The 26,197-nt window shown below is 60.0% G+C and carries 20 protein-coding genes; 17 read left to right on the forward strand and 3 right to left on the reverse strand.

The genetic code is table 11. The annotated features are described in order from the left end of the window. Positions 1-107 precede the first annotated feature (107 nt). The 15 genes from O9X62_RS06115 to O9X62_RS06185 all read left to right on the forward strand — a co-directional run bounded on the left by O9X62_RS06115 (position 108) and on the right by O9X62_RS06185 (position 16,802). Positions 108-1,760 (forward strand): CTP synthase, encoded by a 1,653-nt coding sequence (locus O9X62_RS06115; RefSeq protein WP_269531910.1) that lies wholly within the window; start codon positions 108-110, stop codon positions 1,758-1,760. Positions 1,761-1,842: 82 nt separating this feature from the next. Then, positions 1,843-2,694 (forward strand): 3-deoxy-8-phosphooctulonate synthase, encoded by an 852-nt coding sequence (gene kdsA, locus O9X62_RS06120; RefSeq protein WP_269531911.1) that lies wholly within the window; start codon positions 1,843-1,845, stop codon positions 2,692-2,694. 150 nt (positions 2,695-2,844) lie between these two features. Further along, positions 2,845-4,140 carry a phosphopyruvate hydratase gene (gene eno, locus O9X62_RS06125; RefSeq protein ID WP_269531912.1) on the forward strand — a complete coding sequence of 432 codons (1,296 nt, stop codon included), beginning with the start codon at positions 2,845-2,847 and terminating at the stop codon, positions 4,138-4,140. Positions 4,141-4,321: 181 nt separating this feature from the next. Next, the gene (ftsB, locus tag O9X62_RS06130; RefSeq protein ID WP_269531913.1) at positions 4,322-4,687 is read left to right on the forward strand and encodes a cell division protein FtsB; all 366 of its coding nucleotides are present in this window, start codon (positions 4,322-4,324) and stop codon (positions 4,685-4,687) included. A 113-nt stretch (positions 4,688-4,800) separates the two neighbouring features. Next, positions 4,801-6,606: an excinuclease ABC subunit UvrC gene (gene uvrC, locus O9X62_RS06135; RefSeq protein WP_269531914.1), complete on the forward strand. Its 1,806-nt coding sequence runs from the start codon at positions 4,801-4,803 to the stop codon at positions 6,604-6,606. Between the two features lie 24 nt (positions 6,607-6,630). Next, a complete protein-coding gene (pgsA, locus tag O9X62_RS06140) occupies positions 6,631-7,209 on the forward strand; it encodes a CDP-diacylglycerol--glycerol-3-phosphate 3-phosphatidyltransferase (protein ID WP_269531915.1) in 579 nt (192 codons plus the stop codon). 187 nt (positions 7,210-7,396) lie between these two features. Further along, positions 7,397-8,803, forward strand: a complete 1,407-nt coding sequence (gene leuC, locus O9X62_RS06145) for a 3-isopropylmalate dehydratase large subunit (protein ID WP_269531916.1) — start codon at positions 7,397-7,399, stop codon at positions 8,801-8,803. Between the two features lie 34 nt (positions 8,804-8,837). Beyond that, positions 8,838-8,966 (forward strand): entericidin A/B family lipoprotein, encoded by a 129-nt coding sequence (locus tag O9X62_RS06150; protein ID WP_269531917.1) that lies wholly within the window; start codon positions 8,838-8,840, stop codon positions 8,964-8,966. Between the two features lie 85 nt (positions 8,967-9,051). After that, positions 9,052-9,690 carry a 3-isopropylmalate dehydratase small subunit gene (gene leuD / locus O9X62_RS06155; RefSeq protein ID WP_269531918.1) on the forward strand — a complete coding sequence of 213 codons (639 nt, stop codon included), beginning with the start codon at positions 9,052-9,054 and terminating at the stop codon, positions 9,688-9,690. Positions 9,691-9,732: 42 nt separating this feature from the next. Further along, positions 9,733-10,803 carry a 3-isopropylmalate dehydrogenase gene (leuB, locus tag O9X62_RS06160; protein WP_269531919.1) on the forward strand — a complete coding sequence of 357 codons (1,071 nt, stop codon included), beginning with the start codon at positions 9,733-9,735 and terminating at the stop codon, positions 10,801-10,803. Between the two features lie 60 nt (positions 10,804-10,863). Next, complete coding sequence (gene asd, locus O9X62_RS06165; RefSeq protein ID WP_269531920.1) at positions 10,864-11,973, forward strand: aspartate-semialdehyde dehydrogenase; 1,110 nt, start codon at positions 10,864-10,866, stop codon at positions 11,971-11,973. 60 nt (positions 11,974-12,033) lie between these two features. Next, positions 12,034-12,870, forward strand: coding sequence for a GNAT family N-acetyltransferase (locus O9X62_RS06170; RefSeq protein WP_269531921.1), 837 nt, complete (start codon positions 12,034-12,036; stop codon positions 12,868-12,870). A 42-nt stretch (positions 12,871-12,912) separates the two neighbouring features. Further along, entirely contained in the window at positions 12,913-14,064 is a 1,152-nt protein-coding gene (locus O9X62_RS06175) for an HPP family protein (RefSeq protein ID WP_269531922.1), read from the forward strand. Positions 14,065-14,067: 3 nt separating this feature from the next. Then, the gene (locus O9X62_RS06180; protein ID WP_269531923.1) at positions 14,068-16,380 is read left to right on the forward strand and encodes a Tex family protein; all 2,313 of its coding nucleotides are present in this window, start codon (positions 14,068-14,070) and stop codon (positions 16,378-16,380) included. Positions 16,381-16,460: 80 nt separating this feature from the next. Further along, positions 16,461-16,802, forward strand: a complete 342-nt coding sequence (locus O9X62_RS06185; RefSeq protein WP_269531924.1) for a zinc ribbon domain-containing protein YjdM — start codon at positions 16,461-16,463, stop codon at positions 16,800-16,802. A 180-nt stretch (positions 16,803-16,982) separates the two neighbouring features. On the opposite strand, the gene O9X62_RS06190 is transcribed toward O9X62_RS06185, so the two are convergent. From O9X62_RS06190 to O9X62_RS06200, 3 genes are all read right to left on the reverse strand, one after another. After that, positions 16,983-19,187, reverse strand: a complete 2,205-nt coding sequence (locus tag O9X62_RS06190) for an OsmC domain/YcaO domain-containing protein (protein WP_269531925.1) — start codon at positions 19,185-19,187, stop codon at positions 16,983-16,985. Between the two features lie 163 nt (positions 19,188-19,350). After that, the gene (locus tag O9X62_RS06195) at positions 19,351-20,697 is read right to left on the reverse strand and encodes a DEAD/DEAH box helicase (protein ID WP_269531926.1); all 1,347 of its coding nucleotides are present in this window, start codon (positions 20,695-20,697) and stop codon (positions 19,351-19,353) included. Between the two features lie 135 nt (positions 20,698-20,832). Further along, positions 20,833-21,630 (reverse strand): alpha/beta fold hydrolase, encoded by a 798-nt coding sequence (locus tag O9X62_RS06200; RefSeq protein WP_269531927.1) that lies wholly within the window; start codon positions 21,628-21,630, stop codon positions 20,833-20,835. Between the two features lie 183 nt (positions 21,631-21,813). On the opposite strand from O9X62_RS06200, the gene O9X62_RS06205 reads away from it, so the two are divergent. Together O9X62_RS06205 and mfd are read left to right on the forward strand one after the other, a co-directional pair. Further along, positions 21,814-22,665 carry a bile acid:sodium symporter family protein gene (locus O9X62_RS06205; RefSeq protein ID WP_269531928.1) on the forward strand — a complete coding sequence of 284 codons (852 nt, stop codon included), beginning with the start codon at positions 21,814-21,816 and terminating at the stop codon, positions 22,663-22,665. Between the two features lie 72 nt (positions 22,666-22,737). Beyond that, positions 22,738-26,172 (forward strand): transcription-repair coupling factor, encoded by a 3,435-nt coding sequence (mfd, locus tag O9X62_RS06210; RefSeq protein WP_269531929.1) that lies wholly within the window; start codon positions 22,738-22,740, stop codon positions 26,170-26,172. The last annotated feature ends 25 nt before the right edge of the window (positions 26,173-26,197 follow it).

The following is a 26,197-nucleotide window of genomic DNA, read 5'->3' on the forward strand; positions in this document are numbered from 1 at the left end:
GATAAGGGCGCTCAACGAGCGCCCTTGTTCATTGCGCAGCGCGCTCGCGCGTTGAGAGGGTGGCCCTTTGCGGGTAAAATGCGGAATTACCACTAGGTGATGCACTCATGACCAAGTACATCTTCGTTACCGGCGGCGTTGTCTCCTCTCTGGGGAAAGGCATCGCCGCCGCGTCACTTGCGGCCATCCTCGAATCGCGTGGCCTCAAAGTCACCATGATGAAGCTGGACCCGTATATCAACGTGGATCCGGGCACCATGTCGCCACTTCAGCATGGCGAGGTCTTCGTGACCGAAGACGGCGCCGAGACTGATCTTGACCTCGGCCACTACGAGCGCTTCATCCAGGCCAAGATGAAGAAGTCGAACAACTTCACCACCGGGCAGATTTACGAGTCGGTGATCAAGAAAGAACGTCGTGGTGATTATCTGGGCAAGACCGTACAGGTCATCCCCCATATCACCGACGAAATCCGCTTGTTCATCAGCCAAGGCGCCAGCGATGCCGAACTGGCCGTGATTGAAGTGGGTGGCACGGTGGGCGATATCGAATCGCTGCCCTTCCTTGAAGCCATTCGCCAGATGGGCGTGACGCTGGGCAAGGAAAACACCTGCTTCGTGCACCTGAGCTACGTGCCTTACATTGCTGCCGCCGGCGAGATCAAGACCAAGCCTACCCAGCACTCGGTGAAGGAGTTGCGTGAAATCGGTATCCAGCCAGATGTGCTGATCTGCCGCGCTGACCGCATGGTCCCGGATGATGAGCGCCGCAAGATCGCCCTGTTCACCAATGTCGCGGAGAAGGCGGTTGTGTCCTGCCCGGACATGGACAGCATCTACAAGATTCCGCGCGTGCTCAGCGAGCAGCATATCGACGACATCATCTGCAAGCAGCTGCAACTGGATCTGCCCGCGGCCGATCTGTCGGTATGGGACCGCATCATCGATGCCATCGAGAACCCGACGCAGACCGTCAATATCGCCATGGTCGGCAAGTACGTCGATCTGACCGAGAGTTACAAATCCTTGATCGAAGCGTTGCGCCATGCGGGTATTCATACCCGCAGCGAGGTCAAGATCCATTACGTGGATTCGGAAGAACTCGAGAGCGGCAATCTCGACCAGATCAAGAACATGGATGCGATCCTGGTGCCTGGCGGTTTCGGCAAGCGCGGTGTGGAAGGCAAAATCCGTGCGGTCCAGTTTGCCCGTGAGAACAATGTGCCGTACTTGGGCATCTGCCTGGGCATGCAGCTGGCGCTGATCGAATTTGCACGCCACAAGGCCGGCATGAGCGAGGCCAACTCGACCGAATTCACGCTGGAAACCCCGTTCCCGGTGGTGGCCCTGATCGACGAATGGGTCAACCACGACGGCAAGGTCGAACAACGCGACGAAAACTCGAATATGGGTGGCACGATGCGACTGGGTAGCCAGGATTGCGATCTGCAACCGGGTTCGCTGGCCGCGCGTGTCTATGGCGCCGAGCGCATTACCGAGCGCCATCGCCATCGCTACGAAGTGAACAATTACTACCTGCCGCGACTCGAAGCCGCTGGTCTCAAGGTGAGTGGTCGCTCCACCGATCCCAACCACCTGTGCGAAACCATCGAACTGCCTGATCACCGCTGGTTCTTTGGCTGCCAGTTCCATCCGGAATTCACCAGCACGCCGCGTGATGGGCATCCAATGTTCAAGGCCTATGTCGAAGCTGCCATCGCTTATGCCAAGGAGCACGGGCGCGAAGGCCGGAGCTGCTAATTGTTTGTGAGGTGCAAGGCGCAAGGGACAGGATATTGCTGCCCATCTGCGTCTCGCGCCCCACGCCTCACGGAGTAACACCATGAAACTCTGCGGTTTTGATGTCGGTCTGGATCACCCATTCTTTCTGATCGCCGGCCCCTGCGTGATTGAAGGTGAGCAGTTCTCTATTGATGTGGCCGGCCAGCTCAAGGAAATCACTACCGAGCTGGGTATCCCCTTCATCTTCAAGTCGAGCTTTGACAAGGCCAACCGCTCCAGCGGCAAGTCTTTCCGTGGCTTTGGCATGGACGAAGGCCTGCGCATCCTCGCCAAGGTGCGCGAACAGGTTGGCGTGCCGGTACTCACCGATATTCACGAGATTGATCAGATCAAACCCGTGGCATCCGTGGTGGACGTGTTGCAGACCCCCGCATTCCTGTGCCGCCAGACGGATTTCATTCGCGCCTGCGCCCAGAGTGGCAAGCCGGTGAACATCAAGAAGGGCCAGTTCCTTGCCCCCGGCGATATGAAGAACGTGATGGACAAGGCGCGCGAAGCTGCGCGCGAAGCGGGCCTGCCTGAAGACAACTTCATGACTTGCGAGCGCGGCGCCAGCTTCGGCTACAACAATCTGGTCTCGGACATGCGTTCCTTGGCCATCATGCGCGATACCGGCTGTCCGGTCGTGTTCGATGCCACCCACTCGGTGCAGTTGCCGGGCGGGCAGGGTGACAAGTCCGGTGGGCAGCGCGAGTTTGTGCCGGTACTCGCACGTGCGGCCGTCGCCGTGGGGATTTCTGGCCTGTTCATGGAAACCCACCCGGACCCGGCCTGCGCCAAATCCGATGGCCCCAATGCCTGGCCGCTGCCACGCATGAAGGCGCTACTGGCCGTGCTCAAGGAGCTGGATACCTTGGTCAAGCGCCAGCCGCTGCACGAAAACACCCTGTAAGCCGACAAAACGGCCTGCCTGTGCGCAGGCCGTTTTGTTGCCTGCCGTCGCGGCCCTACCAAACCGTAAGCCGACTGGTCTTGATTACCCGGGTCCAGTGCGACACCATTCAAGTCTTTGTTTTCTTTCAAATCGCATCAAGGAAGTCCCATGAGCGCAATCGTAGAAGTCATCGCCCGCGAGATCCTCGACTCCCGTGGCAACCCGACCGTTGAAGCCGACGTGCTGCTGGAAAGCGGCGTGATGGGCCGTGCCGCTGTGCCCAGCGGTGCCTCCACCGGCGAGCGTGAAGCACTGGAACTGCGCGATGGCGACAAGGGCCGCTATCTGGGCAAAGGCGTGCTCAAGGCCGTTGAACACGTCAACACCGAAATCTGCGAAGCCATCATTGGCCTGGATGCCTCCGAGCAAGCCTTCATCGACCGCACGATGATCGAACTGGATGGCACTGACGACAAAGGCCGTTTGGGCGCCAACGCGATCCTGGCGGTATCGATGGCTGTGGCCAAGGCTGCGGCCGAAGAGGCCGGCCTGCCGCTGTATCGCTACATCGGTGGCTCGGGCCCCATGGCCCTGCCGGTGCCGATGATGAACGTGATCAATGGCGGCGAGCATGCCAACAACAGCCTGGACTTCCAGGAGCTGATGATTGTGCCGGTGGGCGCACCCACCTTCCGCGAAGCCATGCGCTACGGTGCCGAGGTCTTCCACAATCTCAAGAAAATCCTCCACGACAAGCACCTGCCTACCCAGGTTGGCGACGAAGGTGGCTTTGCACCGGACGTGAAGAACGCCGAAGAAGCACTGGACATGATCCGCGCTGCGGTCGAGAAGGCCGGTTATGTCTGGGGCAAGGACATCTGCATTGCGCTCGATTGCGCCGCTTCCGAGTTCTACGACAAGGAAACCGGCAACTACGTCTACAAGAAGAGCGACAAGCGGTCGCTGAGCAGCGCCCAGCAGGTCGATTATCTCGCCAGCCTGGCCGACAACTACCCGATCGTGTCGATCGAAGACGGCATGGGCGAGCGCGACTGGAATGGCTGGAAGCTGCTGACCGACCGCCTGGGCGACCGTGTGCAACTGGTCGGCGACGACCTGTTTGTCACCAATAGCAAGATCCTCGCCGAAGGCATCGAGAAGGGTATCTGCAACTCGATCCTGATCAAGGTGAACCAGATCGGCTCGCTCAGCGAGACCCTGCAAGCCGTGGATCTGGCCAAGCGCAATCGTTACACCTCGGTGATGTCGCACCGCTCGGGCGAGACGGAAGACAGCACGATTGCCGATCTGGCCGTGGCCACCAACTGCATGCAGATCAAGACGGGCTCGCTGAGCCGTTCGGACCGCATGGCCAAGTACAACCAGCTTCTGCGCATCGAAGAAGAACTCGGCGACGCCGCCTACTACCCCGGTCGCGCTGCGTTCTACCAGATCAAGCGCTAAGCGGGCAGGCAAGACACAGAAGGGGCGGGCAACCGTCCCTTTTGCATTGGTATCGCAGTATCGTAAGCTGCGGTTGTAAGGTGCCATAAGGTCACGTGCCGCATTGCACCGGGCCGCAAATCAGGGAAATGGTGCAATGCGCTGCGCTTATTGCACCCTACGGGCTACAATGCCGCCCATCATGCGCATTCTCGCCATTGTCCTCGCCTTGCTAATTGTCGTGCTCCAGTGGCCACTCTGGATCGGCAAAGGCTCGTGGCTGAAGGTCTGGCAGATTGAGGCCCAGCTGAGTGAGCAGACCATTCAGAACGGAAAGCTGAAGTTGCGCAACGAAGCCCTGGATGCCGAAGTGCGGGATTTGAAAACCGGCACTGACGCGATTGAAGAGCGTGCCCGTAATGAGCTGGGCATGGTGCGGCAGGATGAGGTGTTCTTCCAGATACTGCAGACGCGCCCCCCCGCCGCGCCGGTTGTTCAGCCAGGGCCCGTCTCCCCCGCGCCTGGCCCGCAGTCCGATGCGGCCAAACCCGCCCCAACGCAGCCCTGATAACGTAGCGGAGCTGCTGTCTTGGCAGGCAGTGCTTCATCGGGTGCCGATGCATCGTCGCGCAACCCGTGCTGCACGAATACCGATTCTGCCCCGAGTTGCCTGACAGACCCATGGCCTTCGATCCCAAACCCATACTTGCCGCTTTGCCCAGTTTGCCGGGGGTTTACCGATTCCTCTCGGACAAAGGGGATGTGCTGTATGTGGGCAAGGCCATAGATCTCAAGCGCCGCGTATCGAGCTATTTCCAGAAAAACGATCAATCGCCGCGCATCCGTCTGATGCTGACGCAGGTCGCGGATATCCAGACCACAGTGGTGCGCTCCGAGGCCGAAGCGCTGATCCTTGAAAACAACCTGATCAAGGCGTTGACGCCGCGCTACAACATCCTGTTTCGCGACGACAAAAGCTACGCCTATCTGGTGCTGAGCGGCCACGCTTTTCCTCGACTGGGATACTACCGCGGGGCGCTGGACAAGCAGCATCAGTACTTCGGCCCCTTTCCCAGTGGTTATGCCGTACGTGAAAGCATCCAGTTGCTGCAAAGGGTTTTCAAGCTGCGTACTTGCGAGGATTCGGTTTTTGATAATCGCTCGCGACCGTGCCTGCTATTCCAGATCAAGCGCTGCAGTGGTCCCTGTGTGGATGAGATTTCGCAGGAGGATTACCGCCGTGATGTGCACCATGCCACCCAGTTCCTGCAGGGCAAGGCAAACGACCTGATTGCGGATCTGGACGAAAAGATGCGCCATGCGGCGGCCGCCTGGCAGTTTGAAGAGGCGGCGGCATTTCGCGATCAGATTCAGGCTTTGGCCAAGGTTCAGGAGAAGCAGTTTGTCTCCAGCAATATGAGCGAGACCGATGCCGACATCGTGGCATGTGCCGTCGATCAAGGCATGGTGTGCGTGAATCTGGTGATGATCCGGGGTGGGCGCCATGTGGGCGACAAATCCATTTTCCCTAGTCACGGCGAGGACTACGACGCACCGTCTGCGCTTGAGGCTTTCCTGGTGCAGCATTACCTCGGTCGAACGATTCCGCCAGTCATCATCTGCAACGGTAGCGATGCACTGGGTGTGCTGGCAGAGCTGTTGAGCGCGCAGGCCGAGCGCAAGGTTGCCGTGGTGACCCACCCCATCGGCGAGCGCCGTGTGTGGCTGGAGATGGCGCTCAAGAATGCCACCTTGGCGATCAGTCAGCGCTTGTCGCTGGAGTCCACGCAGGTCGGGCGTTTGCAGGCACTGCAGGTGGCATTGCAACTGCCAGACACGGCCCAGCGCATCGAGTGTTTCGATATCAGCCATACCATGGGTGAAGCCACCGTCGCGTCCTGTGTGGTGTATGACCGCCTCGGCATGCAGCCCAAGGAATACCGCCACTACAACATCACCGGCATTACCCCGGGTGATGATTATGCTGCCATGCGCCAGGTGCTGGAGCGACGCTACAGCAAGATTGCCGCGGGCGAGGGGGTGGCGCCGGATGTCATCCTGATTGACGGCGGCAAAGGGCAGATTGGCGTAGCGGTTGAGGTCATCGAAGAAGTGGGCTTGCAGGGCGCCTTGCTTGTGGGGGTGGCCAAAGGAGAAACCCGCAAGCCCGGCTTGGAGCAGCTCGTTGTTCCGTCGCGCGGTGAAACGCTACAATTGCCGCGCGATTCGGTGGCTTTGCACCTGATCCAGACCATTCGTGACGAAGCGCACCGCTTTGCGATTACCGGTCATCGTGCCCGTCGTGCCAAGGCACGTGTATCCTCCAGCCTTGAAGAGATTCCCGGCATCGGCGCAAAACGCCGGCAAAAGTTGCTGACCCGCTTTGGCGGGCTGCAAGGCGTTCGCGCTGCCAGTCTGGATGATCTTTGTCAGGTTGAAGGCATCAATCGGGCCTTGGCCGAGATCATCTACAACGCACTACACTGAAGAAAATCCCGGGCAACGCGCCTCATGCCGCTCAATCTCCCCAATATCCTCACCTGGATCCGGATCCTGATGATCCCGCTGATCCTGGGTACCTACTATCTGCCGGATTCATGGTTGTCCCCGGCGGCCAAGAATCTTTTCGGTGCCTCCCTGTTCGTGTTGGCGGCCATTACGGATTGGTTTGATGGCTATCTGGCCCGCAAATGGAATCAGCTATCGCCTTTCGGTGCGTTCCTCGATCCGGTGGCGGACAAGCTGATGGTGGCGGCAGCGCTGATCTTGCTCGTCCAGCTGGACCGTGCCGATGCGTGGTTGGCTGCCATCATCATCGGTCGGGAAATCACCATCTCTGCCTTGCGTGAGTGGATGGCGCAGCTTGGCGCAACCCGCAGTGTGGCCGTGTCATTTGTCGGCAAGCTCAAGACCACTGCGCAAATGATCGCCATCACCGTGCTCCTGTTGCACGAAAACGTGATTCCCGGCCTGCCTACACAGCAACTGGGCTCGATATGCCTGCAGATCGCTGCCATGCTGACCCTGTGGTCAATGGGTTATTACCTGCGCATGGCGTGGCCTGAGCTGAACGGGCGCAAAACCGACTGATCCGCGCATGGGATGAGGTGGGTTCATCCTCCCCGGGTTTGCCCACCCGGCTGCTTGCCACCGCGGCGCGAGTACTTTGCCCTGCCACCATACTCATATGCATAGCGCCCGCCGGCGGTTGCTGCACCGCCGCACTGCATGGTAAGTTCGACCTCCTTCCCGAACCCGACCTTGGCTGTAATTCGCGATGGCGCAGACCCTGTACGACAAGCTGTGGCATAGCCACGTAGTGCACGAAGAAGCCGATGGCACCGTGCTCCTCTACATTGATCGCCATCTGGTGCATGAAGTCACCAGCCCGCAGGCGTTTGAGGGGCTGAAGCTGGCTGGCCGCAAGCCCTGGCGCGTTTCGTCGATTGTGGCAACGGCTGACCACAACACCCCGACCGACCATTGGGACGAAGGCATCAAGGACCCGATTTCACGTCAGCAGGTTGAAACGCTGGATGCCAACATCAAGGAATTCGGCGCGCTGGCCTACTACCCTTTCAAGGACAAAAAACAGGGCATTGTCCACGTGGTGGGACCCGAGAACGGCGCTACCTTGCCGGGCATGACCGTGGTCTGTGGCGATAGCCACACCTCCACCCATGGCGCTTTCGCGTGTCTGGCCCATGGCATCGGCACGTCGGAAGTCGAACATGTGATGGCCACCCAGACACTGGTGGCAAAAAAATCCAAAGCCATGCTGGTCCGCGTAGACGGCCAACTGGGTGCTGGCGTCACGGCCAAGGATGTGGCGCTGGCCATTATCGGCAAGATCGGTACCGCAGGCGGTACCGGCTATGCCATCGAGTTCGGTGGCGCCGCCATCCGAAGCTTGAGCATGGAAGGTCGGATGACGCTGTGCAATATGGCGATCGAGGCTGGTGCCCGTGCCGGTATGGTGGCGTTTGACGCCACCACCGAGGCCTATGTGAAGGGGCGTCCACTTTCGCCCACGGGCGCAGTGTGGGATCAGGCGGTTGCGTACTGGCGTACGCTGGTCAGCGACGAGGGTGCCGAATTTGATGCCGTCGTGACCTTGCAGGCAGAAGACATTGCACCGCAAGTCACCTGGGGTACTTCGCCCGAGATGGTAGTGACCATCAATGATCGCGTGCCTGACCCGGCGACCGAGACGGACCCGGTCAAAAAGAGCGGCATGGAACGCGCGCTGGCTTATATGGGCCTCACAGCCAATACACCCATCAGCGAAATCGCGGTCGATAAAGTCTTCATCGGCTCCTGCACCAACTCGCGGATTGAAGATCTGCGTGCAGCCGCCGCGGTCGCCAAGGGGCGTAGCAAGGCCGCCAATGTCAAAGCGGTACTGGTGGTGCCGGGTTCTGGCCTGGTCAAGGCGCAAGCCGAGGCCGAGGGCTTGGACAAGGTTTTTATCGCCGCTGGTTTTGAGTGGCGCGAGCCGGGTTGCTCCATGTGTCTGGCCATGAATGCCGACCGACTCGAGCCGGGCGAGCGCTGCGCCTCTACGTCGAACCGGAATTTCGAGGGTCGACAAGGGCAGGGTGGCCGTACCCATCTGGTCAGCCCGGAAATGGCAGCGGCTGCTGCCGTTGCGGGTCATTTTGTCGATGTCCGCACGCTCGCTTGAGCGTGCCTGTTTACCTTACACGGAGCCTGTCATCATGAAGCGCCTTGTCCTGATCATTACTACCGCTGTGTTCGCCCTTGGCCTTGCTGGTTGCAACACCATCAATGGCATTGGTAAAGATATCAAGAAGGGTGGCGAAGCCATCGAGAAGGCCGCTAACTAAGCCAACCGTACTGCGCTCACCAAGGCGCAATACCCGGAATCGCCCGTGCCGGAACCGGGCGATTCGTCAGATCGAGTCCAATACCATGCAAGCGTTTACCACCCTGACGGGACTGGCGTGTCCGCTGGATCGCGCCAATGTCGACACCGACGCCATCATCCCCAAGCAGTTCCTCAAGTCGATCAAGCGCTCCGGCTTCGGCCCGAACCTGTTCGATGAGTGGCGCTATCTGGATCATGGCGAACCCGGCATGGACAACAGCAAACGCCCCTTGAACCCGGACTTCGTACTGAACCAGCCGCGTTACCAAGGAGCCCAGGTGCTGTTGGCCCGCGAAAACTTTGGCTGCGGCAGCTCGCGCGAACACGCGCCTTGGGCGCTGGAAGACCACGGATTTCGCTCGGTGATCGCGCCATCGTTTGCCGATATCTTCTTCAACAACTGCTACAAGAATGGCGTGTTACCCATCGTGCTGCCCGCCGACGTGGTGGATCAACTTTTCCGCGAAACGGTGGCGACCGAAGGCTACAAGCTGACCATCGACCTGGCCGCACAAACGGTGACCACGCCGTCCGGACAGTCTTTCGGCTTTGATATTACCGGCCACCGCAAGCACTGCCTGTACAACGGTCTCGACGAAATCGGTCTGACGCTGAACCATGCCGACAAGATCAAGGCTTACGAAGCCCAGCGCCGCGCGCAGCAGCCCTGGTTGTTTGCCTGATCACCTCCCGTACTCCCGACGACTCAAAAAGACTGACGCATCATGACCATGAAAATCGCCATCCTCCCCGGTGACGGCATCGGCCCCGAAATCGTTGCCCAGGCCGTGCGCGTGCTCGACAAGTTCAAGGCCGAAGGCATGGCCATCGAGACGACCACCGTACCGCTGGGTGGCGCTGCGTATGACCAGTATGGCGAGCCGTATCCGCAAGCCACGCGTGATGCGGCGCATGCTGCCGATGCGATCCTGCTGGGTGCTGTGGGTGGCCCGCAGTACGACACCCTGCCGCGCGACAAGCGCCCCGAGCGTGGTCTGCTGGCCATTCGCAAGGATCTGGGCCTGTTCGCCAATCTGCGCCCGGCCATGCTCTACCCCGAACTGGCCGGTGCCTCGTCGCTCAAGCCCGAAGTCGTCGCGGGTCTGGACATCATGATCGTCCGTGAACTGACCGGCGATATCTACTTCGGCCAGCCGCGTGGCATCCACACCAACGAAGCCGGCGAGCGCGAAGGCTTCAATACCATGCGCTACAGCGAGTCGGAAATCCGCCGCATTGCCAAGGTGGCGTACGAGATCGCCCAGAAGCGCGGCAAGAAGCTGTGCTCGGTCGACAAGGCCAACGTGCTTGAGTGCACCGAGTTCTGGAAAGAAATCGTCACCGACATGTCAGCGCAATACCCCGATGTCGCGTTGAGCCATATGTATGTGGACAACGCCGCCATGCAGCTGGTGCGCGCACCCAAGCAGTTCGATGTGATCGTTACCGGCAATATCTTCGGCGACATCCTCAGCGATGAGGCCTCGATGCTCACGGGTTCGATCGGCATGCTGCCTTCGGCCTCGCTGGATGCAAACAACAAGGGCCTGTACGAGCCCTGCCACGGTTCTGCCCCGGATATCGCCGGCAAGAACGTGGCCAACCCGCTGGCGACCATCCTCTCGCTGGCGATGATGATGCGCTACACCTTCAACCGCGAAGATCTCGCGCAGCGCATTGAAAATGCCGTCCAGGCTGTCCTCAAAAAGGGCTACCGCACGGCGGACATTTACGAACCCGGTACCGAGAAGCTCAGCTGCTCGGCCATGGGCGACGCCGTGGTGGCGGCGCTGTAAACATCATCGCGATGTGGTCTTTGCGACGGCATCGGTAACACATTCGAGTCAGGAATCATCATGTTGAAAGTAGGTCTGGTCGGTTGGCGCGGGATGGTCGGTTCCGTGCTCATGCAACGGATGCGCGAAGAGAACGACTTCGCCCACATTGACCCGGTGTTCTTCACCACCTCCAACGTCGGCGGCAATGGTCCGGACGTGGGTCGTGGTGCCTCGCCACTGCAAGATGCCAAGTCCATCGAGGCCCTCAAGGGCATGGACGTCATCATCACCTGCCAGGGGGGTGACTACACCACCGACATTCACCCCAAGCTGCGTGCTGCCGGCTGGAATGGATACTGGATTGACGCCGCCTCCACATTGCGGATGGATAACAACGCGGTCATCGTGCTGGACCCCGTCAATCTGGATCAGATCAAAGGCTCGATCGCCACGGGTGGCAAGGATTTCATCGGCGGCAACTGCACCAACTCTATCCTGTTGATGGGTGTGGGCGGCCTGTTCAAGGCCGGTCTGGTCGAGTGGGTTTCGTCGATGACCTACCAGGCCGCTTCGGGCGCCGGCGCTCAGAACATGCGCGAGCTGATCAGCCAGATGGGTGCCATCAACGGCTCGGTTGCGCACCTTCTGGCAGACCCGGCTTCGGCCATTCTCGACATTGATCGCCGCGTGGCCGAGACCATGCGCGGTGATGCCTTCCCGACCGACAATTTCGGCGCTCCGCTGGCCGGTAGCCTGATCCCCTGGATCGACAAACAGCTCGACAACGGCCAGTCCAAGGAAGAATGGAAGGGTCAGGCCGAGGTCAACAAGATCCTGGGTACGCAAGCAACAGTGCCGGTCGATGGCCTGTGTGTGCGTATTGGTGCCATGCGTTGCCACAGCCTTGCGCTGACCATCAAGCTGAATCAGGACCTGCCGCTAGCCGAAATCGAAAAGCTGATCGCTGGCAGCACGCCATGGACGCACTTCGTGCCCAACGACCGCGCCATCACCGTGCAACAGCTGACTCCGACCTTCGTCACCGGCAAGCTCGATATCGCCGTCGGTCGCGTGCGCAAGCTGAATATGGGCCCTACCTATGTCAGCGCCTTCGTTTGCGGTGACCAGCTCCTGTGGGGCGCCGCCGAACCGCTGCGTCGCACCCTGCGCATCCTGCTCGACAAGTAAGTCCGTCAAGCGACAATGGCCCGGCCCTCTGGCCGGGCCGTTTTGTTTTTGGAGCCCTGCGTGCATCTGCATGTATTCGATGATCCGGTCGCCTTCCGGGCTGCCACGCTGCCCTTCCTGAAGGCTCGGCAACAGCATCTGAACCAGCTGTTGGTCAGCGTCATGCGGCTGACGCCGGTATCGGCTGCTCAGCATCAGGTGTGGATGGCTGGTTTGTACGATGGTGATGTGCTGCAGGCTGTGGCTTGCTGCGTTTCGCCCTTGCCCAACCGGCACCTGGTCATCAGCGACTGGCCGTTAGATGCCGTAGCATGGCTGGCCGATCGGGCAGCTGCGCTTGAGGTCAATGCCGTGGTCGGCCCGCGTACCAGTGCACAGGCGGTTGGTGCGGCTTTGGGCCTGCATCTGGAACGATTCCATTTCCAGAACTACGTCTTGAACCAGCCACCCGCTTTGCTCAGTGCTACAGGTGCTCACCGCTTGGCACAACAGGCCGATATTCCGCTGCTGGCCGATTGGTTTCATGCCTTCGAGGCCGAATGCGGCATGGTGCATCGTCCCCGTGACTTGCTTATCCGTGGCTTCGAAGAGGATCTCTTGCCGGGCAGCACCCGCGCAAGCTGGTTGTGGGAGCAAGATGGCGCGCCGGTCGCGCTTTCGGGCATGGCGCTTAGCGGCCCTGTTGCGCGTATCGGCCCGGTTTACACGCTGCCTGAGTGGCGTGGCAGGGGTTATGCCGGGGCCTTGGTCGTGCAGCAAGCCCGCCACGCTTTTGCGCAGGGTGCCGAGGCTGTCTGCCTGTATGCCGATGCCAAAAACCCGATCAGCAATGGCTTGTATCAACGCATTGGCTTCGCGCATACCGGAGACTTTGCGCACATTGATCAGGGTGGATAAGCTGTCCCACTCATTGAAGCCCCTCTCTCGCAGCATCAGCCCATGTCCCCCTTGTTGAACCGCCTCCGCGACTGGCTGCCCGATGCCGCCACCGTCAGCTGGCCCGAACGCTGGCGTGCCGGTGTAGGCGGCGTATTGGGTATTCTTGCCGTCAGCCTGATTGCTGCCAGCCTTGGTGACTGGACTAGCAGCCTGCTGATTTCGGCAGCCATGGGTGCCTCGGCCGTCATCGTATTCGGTCTGCCCACCAGTCCTTTGGGACAACCCTGGCCACTGGTCGGTGGACATTTACTGTCTGGCGTTGTTGGCATGTTGTGTTACCGCTGGATACCCGAGTCCCACTTTGCTGCCGCGCTGGCGGTAGGGTTGGCGATTGTCGTCATGATGGCCTGCCGATGTGTACACCCGCCGGGCGGCGCAACGGCACTGACTGCCGTGATCGGCGGGCCGGCCATTCATGCCATGGGCTGGTATTACCTGCTGCACCCGGTATTCAGTGGGGCACTGGCCATCATGCTGACCAGCCTCGTCGTCAACAATCTGTTTCCCGGCCGGGTTTACCCGCTGCGCAAGCACCTGAACAGCCGGCACGGTGCGCAGGACCGTGCACCACAGGCGCGGGGCCCTGTGCAGCAGGCCGATATGGCCCGTGCAGTAGCCGAGCAGGATGCACTGATCGACCTGACCCCGGCCGAACTGGAAGCGCTATACCTGTCTGCCGAACGCCATGCTGCCCGCCGACTGGCCGGGCCGCTGCGCTGCGGCGATATCGCCTCACGCGATGTGCTGCGGCTGCCTGCCGACATGCCCGCCGCACAGGCATGGACGCAACTACACGCCCGGCAGATCGACAGCGCGCCAGTAGTGGATGCGCAGGGCAGGGTGGTGGGCTTGTTCGCCCCGTCCGACATGCTGCGCGATGCGCCGGAATTGCCACTCGCCGAAGCGGCATTAGGTTACTGGCACAAACATACTGTGGGGGATCTGGCTGTGGCCGACGTACCCCTAACCAAGGCTAATAGCCCGGTGGCCGATTTGCTCGCGCAGATGAGCGCCAGCGAATCGCGCCGCTGTCTGGTACTCGACGACGCTGGTGCACTAGTCGGGGTCATTACCCAGACCGACCTGATCGCCCATCTGTTCCACCAGCAACTTTTCGCGACACACGCCGGCGCCGCCGGCACTCAAAGCTGAACCATGCTACCTACGATTGAACAACGCCTCGCCACCGAACTGAACTGCCGCACCAACCAGGTCAAGGCAGCTATCACCCTGCTCGACGAAGGTGCCACCGTGCCCTTCATTGCCCGATACCGCAAGGAGGTCACCGAGGGTCTCGATGACACCCAGCTGCGCAATCTGGAGGAGCGGCTGCGCTATCTGCGCGAACTGGAAGAGCGTCGCGTTGCCGTGATTGCCTCGGTACAGGAACAAGGCAAGCTCACGCCCGAGCTGCACGTGGAATTCCTCAGCGCCGACAACAAGCAGCGCCTCGAAGACCTTTACCTGCCGTACAAGCAGAAGCGCCGTACCCGCGCGCAAATTGCCAAGGAAGCGGGACTCGAACCCTTGGCCGACCTGCTGTTTGCCGATTCGAAGCGCAATCCCGAAACCGAAGCCGCCGCCTTTGTCGATGAAGCGAAAGGCGTGGCCGACATCAAAGCCGCACTCGACGGCGCCCGTCACATCCTGATCGAGCGCTACGCCGAAGACGCCACTTTGCTGGGTGAGCTGCGCGAACTGCTGTGGGACAAGGCCGAGCTCGTCGTTACGCTGGCCGACGAAGCCAAGCGTGAAGAAGGCGCCAAGTTTGCGGATTACTTTGACCACCGCGAGCCGCTGGCCAAGACACCCTCACATCGCGCGTTGGCCATTCTGCGTGGCCGTAACGAAGGTATCCTCAATTTCACGCTGCAACTCGCCGAAGACATCGATCTGCCGGCTGGCAGGCAAAGCGCAGGCGAAGCCCGCATCTCGCGCCGCTTTGGTTTGCGTGACGAGGGCAGGGCGGCAGACCGCTGGTTACTCGACGGTGTGCGCCTGGCCTGGCGCGCCAAGATATTCCTCTCGCTCGAAGTCGAACTGGTCAACCGTATCCGCGAGAGCGCTGAAGCCGAAGCCATTCGCATCTTCGCCAGCAACCTCAAGGATTTGCTACTTGCCGCCCCGGCCGGCCCACGTGCCACTTTGGGCCTGGACCCCGGCCTGCGTACCGGTGTGAAGGTGGCCGTGGTCGATGCCACCGGCAAGCTCGTCGCTACCGACACCATCTACCCTCATGCGCCACGTAACGACTGGGACGGCAGTCTGCACCGTCTGAGTCGCCTGTGCGCCGTACACAAGGTCGACCTGATCGCCATCGGCAACGGCACCGCCAGCCGCGAAACCGACAAGCTGGCTGCCGACCTGATCAAGCAGAATCCGGAGCTGAAACTGCAAAAGATCGTTGTCTCGGAAGCCGGTGCCTCCGTGTATTCGGCATCCGAACTGGCCGCCAAGGAGTTCCCTGATCTTGATGTCAGCCTGCGCGGCGCTGTCTCGATTGCTCGCCGCCTGCAAGACCCGCTGGCTGAGCTGGTCAAGATCGAACCCAAGGCGATTGGCGTGGGCCAGTACCAGCACGATATCAACCAGACCGAACTGGCCCGCTCGCTCGACGCTGTGGTGGAAGACTGCGTGAACGCGGTGGGCGTGGATGTGAATACGGCCTCCAGCGCACTGCTGGCGCGCGTATCCGGCTTGAGCACGACGCTGGCCGGCAATATCGTGGCCCACCGCGATGCTCATGGCGCATTCCGCTCCCGTGAAGCGCTCAAGGCGGTGCCACGTCTGGGCGACAAAACCTATGAACTGGCGGCCGGCTTCTTGCGTGTAATGAATGGCGACAATCCGCTCGACGCCTCGGCGGTACACCCAGAAGCCTATCCCGTCGTCGAAAAGATCCTCGCCAAGACCGCCAAGCCGGTGAAAAGCCTGATCGGTGATTCCGCTTTCCTCAAGCAACTGAACGCCGGGGACTTTACCGACGAGCGCTTCGGGCTGCCCACTGTCAAAGACATCCTGCGAGAACTCGACAAACCCGGCCGCGACCCGCGCCCCGAGTTCAAGACCGCCACTTTTCAGGAAGGCGTGGAAACCCTGGCCGATCTGCGCCCAGGCATGACGCTTGAAGGTGTGGTCACCAACGTCGCCGCGTTTGGCGCGTTTGTGGACATTGGCGTGCATCAAGATGGTCTGGTGCACGTCTCCGCCCTATCGACCAAGTTCGTCAAAGACCCGCGCGAAGTCGTCAAGGCTGGCGATGTGGTCAAGGTGAAGGTGCTGGAAGTGGACATCAAGCGCCAACGGGTGGCCTTGACCATGCGCTTGAGCGACGAGGTGAGCAAGCCAAGCGGACCGCGTACCGATGGCCCCAGAGACAGCAAGGGTAGGGCAGATCGTGCCCCTCGCTCCCCAAGCTCAGATGCCCCTACGGCGCTGGCCGCGGCCTTTGCTGCCCTGAAACGTTAAGCCTCTGTGATATCGGTCAACCCGACTGAGCCAGTTGGCCGATATCCTGAGCCGCTTTCACCATTTACCGGAAAACCATCGTGAGCAATCTGCCCAACTGCCCAAAATGTAGCTCGTCGTTCACCTATGAGGATGACGGCCACTACATTTGCCCCGAATGCGCCCATGAGTGGAAACCGGAATCGGATATGGCCGCACCGGTAGCTGACAAGGTAGTCCATGATGCCAACGGTAATGTGCTGCAGAACGGCGATACCGTTGTTGTCATCAAGGATCTCAAGGTCAAAGGGTCATCATCCGTCGTCAAAGTGGGCACCAAGGTCAAGAACATCCGTCTTGTCGATGGCGACCACGATATCGACTGCAAGATCGAAGGCTTTGGCGCGATGCAGCTGAAGTCAGAGTTCGTCAAGAAGGCGTGATGTCGGGTGCCCGCAAACTCGTCTGTCGCTGTGTTCCGCGGCGTTTGGCATTTGCGGGCTGAGTGGACGATCTGCGGTATGGATGAGCTTGGGAATCCACTTAACTTTACATAATAAACATTATGCGCATCTATGTGTGCGTTGAATGGGCAGCCTCGCAGCTGCCCATCATGCCCGGTCCTAGCTGGCGGTCGCCGCTATTCTGGCACGGGCCACGTGCAACTTCTGGTAGCTGTCGATCAAGCGTTGATGCCGCTCCAGTCCTTCGAGCTTCATGCTGGTTGGTGTCAGCCCGTGGAATCGCACGCTGCCGCCTACTGAGCCGATCACTGCGTCCATGCGCGCGTCACCGAACATGCGGCGGAAATTGGTTTCGTAGTCGTCCAGTGCCAGTTCATCGTCCAGAATCACTGCTAGTACGACATTCAAGGCTTGATAGAACAAGCCGCGCTCAACCGAGTTGTCGTTGTATTGCAGGAACGCGCCCACCAGATCATGTGCCGTTTCAAAATCCTGCAAGGCCAGATTGATCAGCAGTTTCAGCTCCAGAACAGTTAGCTGACCCCATGGGGTGTTTTCGTCGAACTCAATGCCGATCAAGGTGGCGATATCGCCGTATTCGTCCAGCTCATTATTCTCCAGACGATCCAGCAAGGCTTCCAGGCTGGCATCGTCGAGTTGATGCAGGTTCAGAATATCTTCGCGGAACAAGAGCGATTTATTGGTGTTATCCCAGATCAGATCTTCTACCGGATAAATCTCTGAATAACCGGGTACCAGAATGCGACAGGCTGCGGCACCCAAGTGCTCATAAACCGCCACATAGCTCTCTTTGCCCATGTCCTTGAGAATGCCGAACAAGGTTGCCGCTTCTTCTGCATTGGAATTGGCACCTTGGTGAGTGAAATCCCATTCAACGAATTCAAAATCTGCCTTGGCGCTGAAAAAGCGCCAGGACACGATGCCGCTTGAATCAATAAAATGCTCAACAAAGTTGTTGGGCTCAGTAACGGCCTGGCTTTCAAAGGTGGGCTGAGGCAAATCGTTCAGGCCTTCAAAACTGCGGCCTTGTAGCAATTCCGTCAGGCTGCGTTCGAGCGCCACTTCAAAGCTGGGGTGTGCGCCGAATGAGGCAAAGACACCGCCCGTGCGTGGATTCATCAGGGTCACGCACATGACCGGGTACTGGCCGCCCATGGATGCGTCCTTGACCAACACTGGGAAGCCCTGCTCTTCCAGTCCTTTGATGCCGGCGACGATACTTGGGAACTTGGCCAGCACATCCTGCGGCACATCCGGCAAGGCGAACTCGCCTTCAATGATCTCCCGTTTGACCGCCCTCTCAAAAATCTCCGACAGACATTGCACCTGCGCTTCAGCCAGGGTATTGCCGGCGCTCATGCCATTGCTGGCATAGAGGTTTTCGACCAGGTTGGATGGGAAATACACCGTCTCGCCATCCGAATGGCGCACGAATGGCAAGGAGCAGATGCCGCGCGCTACATTGCCGGAGTTGGTGTCGTACAGGTGCGAGCCCCGCAGCTCGCCATCCGGGTTGTAAATGTCGCGGCAGTACTCATCCAGAATCTCGGCTGGCAGTGCATCCTTGCGGCCCGGTTTGAACCAGCGCTCGTTCGGGTAGTGCACAAATGGCGCATTGGCGATTTCTTCGCCCCAGTAAGAGCCGGCATAAAAGTGATTGCAATTGAGTCGTTCGATATATTCACCGAGTGCCGATGCAAGTGCACTTTCCTTGGTGGAACCCTTGCCGTTGGTAAAACACATCGGCGAATGCGCATCGCGAATATGCAATGACCATACATTAGGCACAATATTGCGCCACGAGGCGATTTCAATCTTGACACCCAGACCTGCCAACAGCGCCGACATATTGGCAATGGTTTGTTCCAGTGGCAGATCTTTGCCCGGAATATAAGTACTGGTGCCCGTCGCTGGATTCAAGGTCAGCAAGGCCTGGGCATCGGCGTCGAGGTTTTCCACTTCTTCAATAATGAATTCCGGCCCGGTCTGTACCACCTTTTTGACCGTGCAGCGATCAATGGATCGCAGAATGCCTTCACGGTCTTTGGCCGAAATATCGGCCGGCAATTCAACCTGAATCTTGAAAATCTGCTGATAGCGGTTTTCCGGATCGACAATATTATTTTGTGATAGCCGGATATTCTCGGTGGGAATATTGCGCGTATTGCAGTACAGCTTCACAAAATAAGCGGCACACAAGGCTGAGGAGGCCAGAAAGTAATCAAATGGGCCCGGTGCAGAGCCATCACCCTTGTAGCGGATGGGTTGATCAGCCACCACCGTGAAATCATCGAACTTGGCTTCAAGACGAAGCTTGTCGAGAAAGTTGACCTTGATTTCCATGGGGTGGCTCCAGAATGATGGCGCGAGTGGCCAAATATAACCTGTTAATCAATGCACTAAGCGATACGGTAGATGGGTAAATGCGCTGGCGTCCGTGGCAAGTAAAACGGCCAGCTACGCTGCTGGCCGTTTCCTGTTTCACTACGCAGCGCCTACCCGCGTATCAATGATGCCGGCCTGTCGGCTTACGGCCGGGGCCTGCGCCGCGGCTGTTATGGTTGCCGGATTGCCCTACCGGTTGACGGGCTTGGCCGTTGCCGCGGTTGCCGTTGGCGTTGCCGGACGCACTGCGCGGCGCCGAACGGCCCTGCCCTTGGCGCGGGCCGCCGCTGGAACGTTGCTGGATGGGCTCGGGCCGTGCATTGGGATCGGGTACAAACCCGGGCACCACTTCACGGGGCAGTTCGCGTTTGATGACCTTTTCGATATCGGCCAGCAGCTTCTTTTCATCCACGCAAACCAGCGAAATCGCTTCGCCCTCGGCACCGGCGCGGCCTGTACGGCCAATGCGGTGTACGTAGTCTTCGGGCACGTTGGGCAGCTCGTAGTTCACCACATGCGGCAGCTGGTCGATATCGATACCGCGTGCGGCGATATCGGTCGCCACCAACACCTGCAGCGAGCCGTCCTTGAATTCGCTCAGCGCACGGGTGCGCGCGCCCTGGCTCTTATTGCCATGTATGGCCATGGCGCTGATGCCATCCTTGCCCAGTTGCTCGGCCAAGCGATTGGCGCCGTGCTTGGTGCGGGTGAACACCAGCACCTGGAACCAGTTGTTGGTCTTGATCAGGTGGGCCAGCAGTTCACGCTTCTTGTCGCGGTCTACCGGGTGGATTTTCTGGGCGATGGTGTCGGCTGTGGCGTTACGGCGAGCCACTTCGATCAGGGCTGGCGATTTGAGCAGGCCATCGGCCAGCGCCTTGATTTCGTCTGAGAAAGTGGCTGAGAACAGCAGGTTCTGGCGGTCACGCGGCAGCAGCGCGAGGATCTTGCGGATATCGCGGATGAAGCCCATGTCGAGCATGCGGTCGGCTTCGTCGAGCACAAGGATTTCGATTTGCGAGAGATCGATCGTGCCTTGCTGCACGTGGTCGAGCAGACGGCCCGGTGTAGCAACCAGGATATCCACACGGCTGCGCAGGGTCTTGATTTGCGGGTTGATGCTGACGCCGCCGAACATGGCCATCGAAGTCAGCTTCAGATGCTTGCCGTAGTTGCGGACCGATTCCTCAACCTGCGCCGCCAGTTCGCGGGTGGGGGTCAGTACCAGTGCGCGCACCGGCGGGCGGCCTGTCGACGGGCCCTTGCTGGCGCGGTTGGACAGACGATGCAGGATGGGCAGCGTGAAGCCGGCGGTCTTGCCGGTGCCAGTCTGGGCGCCGGCCAGCAAGTCGCCACCGCTCAGTACGGCGGGGATGGCTTGCTGTTGAATAGGGGTGGGAACGGTGTAACCAAGTTCATGGACAGCACGGACGATATCGTCCGACAGCCCGAGGGCGGCGAAAGACATAACAGTAACTCCTGAGGGGGCATCGGCCCTGCCCGGGTCAGGAGCAGCAGTCTGCGGCGGATTGCTTGGGGATTGGGTCTGAAGGCCGGGCGCGAAGACTGGAATCAACCCGGCGGGCGGCATTGTACCAGCACCCTACCCGGTTAGCCGCGCAATCATGGCTTCGATCCGCTCGGCGGCTTGCACGGGTTGCTCGAACGGGAACAGGTGTCCGGCGTCGAGACTGTCGATCACGATGCCGAAATGCTCGCGCATCTGGGTGATATCGCTAGGGTGGACATAGGCCGATCTGGCACCGCCGATGAAGCCGGTCGGCACTTTGAGTGTGCCGCGATAACGCGGAAAAATATGCGGCAGGCCGCAATAGATCTGGTATTCGACTTCGGGATCAAAACGCAGGCGCACCCCTTCGGCATGCGGAATCGTGCCGGCTTCCACATAGGCGCGCAGGCTGGCATCGGTAAATTCGGCAAAGGCTTTCTTGTCACGGAAGTAACGAAAGGCAGCTTCGTGGTCTTCCCAATCGCGCCGGCGTTTGCGGGTGCCATTGCCGGGCGTGATGCGTTCTATCAGCCCGAACAACTTGGCCGTTTTGAGTGCCAGCGAGGTGCGACGGCTGAAAATCGGCGAATCCAGCAGCACGATGGCTTTGAAATAGTCCGGCTTTTGCAGTGCAGACAGGAAGGACAGGAAACCACCCAGCGAGTGGCCCACGGCGATGACCGGCTCGTCGTAGTTCTTCTCGATGTAATCCAGTGTTTCGGCAACCAGGTTCGGCCAGCAATCCGTTACCGGGAAGCGCGGGTTGTGGCCGAGCGTATCGATATAACCGATCTCATAACGTGGTTCGAGCTGGCCCAGCATTTCGCGATAGCACCCCGCGGGGAAACCGTTGGCGTGGGAGAAATGCAGGGCGGGTTTGGGCTGGGTCATCACAAGGCCATTAAAGCAAGCAATCGCTTGGTTCTAATGAAGGCCACTATAGCGGCTGAGTGCGGCCCTGACTACCTGACAACAGACAACAGCCAGCAAACTAGGCAGCATCCTGTGGCACCTTATGGTAGAAAACAGTACGGCCGTTCAATTTTGCCTCCGTAACTCGTTCCCACGGTGCTGATGATGACTCAAATCCTGCCTCAGTTGCTGCTGATAGCCCTGGCCCTTGTGATGTTCGGGGTTGGCCTGTCTCTTAGTGCTGCCGACTTCCTGCGTCTGCGGGAACACCCCAAAGCCGTAGTGCTTGCCTTGATGCTGCAAATGATCCTGCTGCCAGCCATCGCCTGGGGGCTGGCCATTGGTTTTGACCTGAGCCCCTTGTTTGCCGTTGGCCTCATGCTGCTGGCTGCCAGCCCCGGTGGGGTTACGGCCAACCTGTTCTCGCATCTGTTCGGCGGCCATGTGGCGCTGAATCTCTCACTGACAGCCATCAATACTTTGCTCAGCGTGGTCACGATGCCCCTGATTGCCAACATGGCGCTCACGCACTTCATCGGCGAAGGCGTGGTGCCTTTGCAGACGCAGAAGGTCGTAGAGGTCATGGCGGTGGTGCTCATCCCGGTGGCGCCGGGCATGATCTTGGCCAAGTCACTCCCCGCTATCGCGAACAAGCTGCAAAAGCCGTTCAAGATTTTCAGCGCGGTTGTGCTGGCCTTGCTGGCTGTCGGCGCCATTGCCAGGGAATGGACCGCACTCAGCGAGGCGGCCGGCAGCATAGGTGGCGCGGTGCTGGTATTTAACCTGTTGAGTCTTGGATTGGGTTATTGGGCCAGCCGATTGGCCGGGCTGGACAAACCGATGTCCACGGCAATCGGCTTTGAAATCGGCATCCACAACAGCACGCTGGCGCTATATATCGCCTTGTCGGTGCTCGGCAGTTTCCCGATGACGCTGCCGGCTGCGGCTTATTCGGTGACGATGTATGTGCTGGGCGTGGTGTTCGGCATGCTGCTGCGTCGCCTGCCGGGTTGATAGAACACCCGGAATCGCATCGCGACGCAGGCGTATAATCCGCCACCTTGCTTGTTCTGCCGGTTATCCGCCATGTCGTCGCTGCTGCCCCTGCCCTCCTTACCGCCCGCCGGACAACGCCTGCGCCTGAGCCTGCCTGCGGGTTCGGCCGACGCGAGCGTGATTGCGGCACTGGCCAAGCAGGTCCGGCCCGTGGTGGTGATTACCTCGGATGCGCAGGCCGCCGCGCGGCTCAAGGATGAGATCAGCTGGTTTGCGCCCAACCAGACCGTGTCCATGCTGCCCGACTGGGAGACCCTGCCTTATGACAGCTTCTCGCCCCACCACGACCTGATTTCCGAGCGCTTGGCGACGCTTTGGCAGATCCGCCAGCAGCAGGCCGATGTCGTCATCGTCCCCGTACAGACCGCCCTGCTGCCGCTACCGCCGCTGGAGTACCTGACTGCCTACAGCTTCTTCCTTAAGGCCAAGACCCGGCTCGATGTGGAAAAGCTGCGCAGTGACCTGACCTTTGCCGGTTACAGCCATGTCACCCAGGTCTACGGCCCCGGCGAGTTCTCGATACGCGGCGGCCTGATCGACCTGTTTCCCATGGGCTCGACCCTGCCCTATCGCATCGACCTGTTCGATGACGATATCGAAACCATTCGCACCTTTGATGTCGATACCCAGCGCAGCATCTACCCTGTGCCGGAGATCCGTCTGCTGCCTGCGCGTGAGTTCCCGCTTGATGACGGTGGCCGCAGCAAGTTCCGTTCGCGTTTTCGTGAGGTATTCGAGGGTGACCCAAGCAAGTCCCGCGTTTACAAGGACATCTCCAATGGCCTGATACCGCCGGGTGTCGAGTATTACCTGCCCTTGTTCTTCGACCACACCGCCACGCTGTTCGATTACATCGGCACGGATGCGCTACTGGTCCAGCACGGCGACCTGATGCAAGCTTGTGACCGCTTCTGGGCCGATACCCAAAGCCGCTACAAGCTGCTGGCCGGTGACAAGGATCGTCCGCTGCTGCCGCCTACCGAACTGTTTGTGACCACCGACCAGTTCTTTGCGAGCATGAAGCCCTACCGGCGCGTGGATTTCACGGTCAACTCACCCGCCGTGGAGGACGCCAGCGATACTGCCTGGCGCGAAGCCAGCCGCACCCTGCCCGATTTGCGGGTGGATCGCCGCGCCGATAATCCAGTGCAGAAACTGGCCGATTTTGTGGCTGGCTTCGATGGCCGCGTGATGCTGCTGGCCGAATCGTTAGGTCGGCGCGAAACGCTGAGTCAGTACTTTGCTGAACACGGTCTGCAGCCCAAGCTGATCGAAACCTGGCAGGACTTTTTTGGTCGTCACGATGCCCTGTTGCTCGGCGTATCGCCGCTGTATGCCGGCTTTATTGCCGACAAGGTCGCCTTGGTCACTGAGGCCGATCTCTACGGCCAGACCAATACTTTGAGCCGCCGCAAGGCGCAGAAGCGCAGCAATGCGGAGGGCATGCTGCGTGATTTGTCCGAACTCAAGGTGGGCGACCCGGTCGTGCACGAACAGCATGGCATCGGCCGCTACAAGGGCCTGGTCAGCATGGATCTGGGCGAAGGCAGCAGCGAGATGCTGCATCTGGAGTACGCGGGTGGCGACACGCTCTATGTACCGGTATCACAGCTGCATGTAATCAGCCGCTATGCCGGCGGCGCGGAAGACAGCGCCCCGCTACATAAGCTGGGTTCAGGTCATTGGGAGAAAGCCAAGCGCAAGGCGGCCGAGCAGATACGCGATACGGCCGCCGAGCTGCTGAACCTGTACGCCCGCCGCGCTGCGCGCGAGGGCTATGCGTTCCAGTTCAATCCGCACGATTACGAAGCCTTTGCGGCGGGTTTCGGTTTTGAAGAGACGGCCGATCAGGCCGGTGCCATCGAGGCGGTGATTGCCGACATGACCAGCGGCAAACCGATGGACCGCCTTATTTGTGGCGATGTGGGCTTTGGTAAGACCGAAGTCGCCCTGCGCGCAGCCTATGTGGCGATTGCCGACGGCAAGCAGGTGGCCGTGCTGGTGCCCACCACGCTGCTGGCCGAACAGCACTTCCAGAACTTTGCCGACCGCTTTGCCGATTTGCCGGTCAAGGTGGCCGAGCTGAGCCGCTTCCGCAGCAAGAAGGAAGTAGATGCCGCGCTCGCGGGTCTGAAGGAAGGCAGTATCGATATCGTCATCGGCACCCACAAGCTGGTGCAGGACGGCATGCAGTTCAAGAATCTGGGCCTGGTCATCATCGACGAGGAGCACCGCTTCGGCGTGCGCCAGAAGGAACAGCTCAAGGCGCTGCGCAGCGAAGTGGATGTGCTCACCCTGACCGCCACGCCGATTCCGCGCACCCTGGCCATGAGCCTGGAGGGGCTACGCGACTTCTCGGTGATTGCCACCGCGCCATCGCGCCGCCTTGCCATCAAGACCTTTGTCGCCAACTGGAGCGACGGCGTGATCCGCGAAGCCGTGCTGCGCGAACTCAAGCGCGGCGGGCAGGTGTTCTTCCTGCATAACGAAGTCGACACCATCGAGAACATGCGCGAGCGGCTCACGGCGCTGCTGCCCGAGGCCCGCATCGCCGTGGCTCATGGCCAGATGCGCGAACGTGAACTCGAACAGGTGATGCGCGATTTCAACCAGCAGCGCTTCAACCTGCTGTTGTGCACGACCATTATCGAAACCGGTATCGATATCCCCAACGCCAACACCATCATCATGAACCGGGCCGACAAGTTCGGCTTGGCACAGCTCCACCAGATGCGCGGCCGGGTCGGCCGATCGCACCACCAGGCTTATGCGTATTTGCTGGTGCCCGATATCAAGGGGTTGACGGCGTCGGCGCAGAAGCGGCTGGAGGCGATCCAGCAGATGGAGGAACTCGGTGCCGGCTTCTATCTGGCCATGCACGATCTGGAAATCCGCGGTGCCGGCGAAGTACTGGGCGAAGGCCAGAGCGGCGACATGCAGGAAATCGGCTTCAGCCTTTACTCGGCCATGCTCAACGAGGCGGTCAAGGCGCTCAAGAAGGGTATCGAGCCCGATCTGAATGCGCCACTGGGCGTGGCCACCGAGATCAATTTGCACAGCCCTGCCCTGCTACCTGAGGACTATTGCCCCGATGTGCATGAACGGTTGGTGATCTACAAGCGCCTCGCCAACTGCGAGACCAATGATGATCTGGACGACATGCAGCAGGAACTCATCGACCGTTTCGGCCTGTTGCCCACGCCCGCGAAAATCCTCATGGATTGCCACCGGCTGCGGCTGATCGCCAAGCCCTTGGGCGTGAGCAAGCTCGATGCATCGGAAGTGGCCATCTCGGTGCAGTTTGCCCAGCAGAACAGCATCGACCCGATGAAGGTGATGAAGCTGATCCAGCAGAAGCGCAACTACAAGCTGGCCGGCCCCGACAAGCTGCGCGTGGAGAGCGCCCTGCCCGATCCAGCCATGCGTGCCGCCAGGGTCAAGGAATTGTTGAACGAATTGGTATGAACCGCCCAACCCTTTTGAACCGGAA

Origin of the sequence: Chitinimonas sp. BJYL2, from assembly GCF_027257935.1 — a bacterium.
GTDB lineage: Bacteria > Pseudomonadota > Gammaproteobacteria > Burkholderiales > Chitinimonadaceae > Chitinimonas.

Coding starts and splice junctions, on each gene's coding strand:
- O9X62_RS06115 (WP_269531910.1), top strand. CDS start 108: ATGACCAAGTACATCTTCGTTACCGGCGGCGTTGTCTCCTCTCTGGGG.
- kdsA (WP_269531911.1), top strand. CDS start 1,843: ATGAAACTCTGCGGTTTTGATGTCGGTCTGGATCACCCATTCTTTCTG.
- eno (WP_269531912.1), top strand. CDS start 2,845: ATGAGCGCAATCGTAGAAGTCATCGCCCGCGAGATCCTCGACTCCCGT.
- ftsB (WP_269531913.1), top strand. CDS start 4,322: ATGCGCATTCTCGCCATTGTCCTCGCCTTGCTAATTGTCGTGCTCCAG.
- uvrC (WP_269531914.1), top strand. CDS start 4,801: ATGGCCTTCGATCCCAAACCCATACTTGCCGCTTTGCCCAGTTTGCCG.
- pgsA (WP_269531915.1), top strand. CDS start 6,631: ATGCCGCTCAATCTCCCCAATATCCTCACCTGGATCCGGATCCTGATG.
- leuC (WP_269531916.1), top strand. CDS start 7,397: ATGGCGCAGACCCTGTACGACAAGCTGTGGCATAGCCACGTAGTGCAC.
- O9X62_RS06150 (WP_269531917.1), top strand. CDS start 8,838: ATGAAGCGCCTTGTCCTGATCATTACTACCGCTGTGTTCGCCCTTGGC.
- leuD (WP_269531918.1), top strand. CDS start 9,052: ATGCAAGCGTTTACCACCCTGACGGGACTGGCGTGTCCGCTGGATCGC.
- leuB (WP_269531919.1), top strand. CDS start 9,733: ATGACCATGAAAATCGCCATCCTCCCCGGTGACGGCATCGGCCCCGAA.
- asd (WP_269531920.1), top strand. CDS start 10,864: ATGTTGAAAGTAGGTCTGGTCGGTTGGCGCGGGATGGTCGGTTCCGTG.
- O9X62_RS06175 (WP_269531922.1), top strand. CDS start 12,913: ATGTCCCCCTTGTTGAACCGCCTCCGCGACTGGCTGCCCGATGCCGCC.
- O9X62_RS06180 (WP_269531923.1), top strand. CDS start 14,068: ATGCTACCTACGATTGAACAACGCCTCGCCACCGAACTGAACTGCCGC.
- O9X62_RS06190 (WP_269531925.1), bottom strand. CDS start 19,187: ATGGAAATCAAGGTCAACTTTCTCGACAAGCTTCGTCTTGAAGCCAAG.
- O9X62_RS06195 (WP_269531926.1), bottom strand. CDS start 20,697: ATGTCTTTCGCCGCCCTCGGGCTGTCGGACGATATCGTCCGTGCTGTC.
- O9X62_RS06200 (WP_269531927.1), bottom strand. CDS start 21,630: ATGACCCAGCCCAAACCCGCCCTGCATTTCTCCCACGCCAACGGTTTC.
- O9X62_RS06205 (WP_269531928.1), top strand. CDS start 21,814: ATGATGACTCAAATCCTGCCTCAGTTGCTGCTGATAGCCCTGGCCCTT.
- mfd (WP_269531929.1), top strand. CDS start 22,738: ATGTCGTCGCTGCTGCCCCTGCCCTCCTTACCGCCCGCCGGACAACGC.